The sequence below is a fragment of the Ureibacillus sinduriensis BLB-1 = JCM 15800 genome (genome assembly GCF_000772955.1).
Taxonomy (GTDB): domain Bacteria; phylum Bacillota; class Bacilli; order Bacillales_A; family Planococcaceae; genus Ureibacillus; species Ureibacillus sinduriensis.
On record NZ_JPVO01000013.1, the window covers coordinates 1 to 1,168 of the forward strand.

Below are 1,168 nucleotides of genomic sequence, written 5' to 3' on the forward strand. Positions count from 1 at the left end.
CAACACGTGGTTTTTTCAACCAATCTTTTAAGATTTCCTTCCATGGAATAAAACGACGTTTTCTCATATATGGGCGGGCATCAGATAATAAAATTTCTCCGTCATTTGTGATGACTTTATACGAATCCCAGTAGGTCACACAAGAAAGCTGGACGTAGTTCCTTGCTCTTGGCACATGAATCAAATGCCCATCAAGTTTGAATTCATTATATTTATTAAACTTGATTAAAAACTGCTTAAATACCGGATACGGTTTTTCTGGTAATTTGATTAATTGCTTTTGCTCGCGCTGCCACAGCTCATCAATCATAACTTCTTTTTTATAATGAATTCGTTGACGATCCTTGATTAATTGTTGTTCTAATTGATTCGTTAAATCTTCAAGATCCTTTATGACCGGAGGTAGGCTAAAGAAGTTATAACGAACATAACCTACTTTACCTTCCACATGACCTTTTTCATTTCCTTTTCGTGGGTTACATACTTGCACTTTAAACCCGTAATATTGTTGGAAATGTCGAAAGGTTTCTGTTAGTTGTGCCTCTATATCGCCTTTCCTTACTTTTTTCACCGCAGGTGTTAAGTTATCAATTCGAATGCTCAAGGGAACACCACCAGCCTGTTTAAATAACACTTGAAGTCCGCCTAAAAAGCATTCTAAATTTTCACCCGGCATCGGTATCGCAAATGCTGTATTACTTGCTGGAAATGACATGACCAATGCATGAACATCAAGTATTTCGCCATCTTGAACAGCTTCCATAATCCCGAAATCTACTTGAGCTTCTCCTTCTGGATGTTCTAAACGTTCATGACCTTTGTCTATTTCGTCTTCTTGTGCTGCTTTCCATTCTTGAATGAAATTACAAAGTGTTCTATAGGAACCTTTGAAGCCCTTCTTTACTAAATCTTCAAGCATTTTCTTATTTGTACGGCGTAACTTTTTCTTGAGTTTTAAATCCTCTTCTAACCAATCAATTACGATTTCTCCCCATTCTTCGTCGTACATCATGCCCGTTTTCAAATGAGTTTTCTCTTGTGGCAATTGATCTCCATCGCCATATTTTTTGGCAGTACGCCAATTCACTTGCATTGTATTCGCAATTTCAGTAATAGATAGTCCTTTTTCATTTCGTAATGTTTTGATACAATTAACTTCAGACATTGC

Annotated in this window: 1 protein-coding gene; it reads right to left on the bottom strand. The window is 36.8% G+C overall.

Annotated elements, in window-relative coordinates; all coding sequences use genetic code 11:
- Window positions 1-1,168 (bottom strand): IS21 family transposase (gene istA, locus CD33_RS00155; RefSeq protein ID WP_084591201.1); only part of this gene is annotated, 1,168 nt, incomplete at both ends.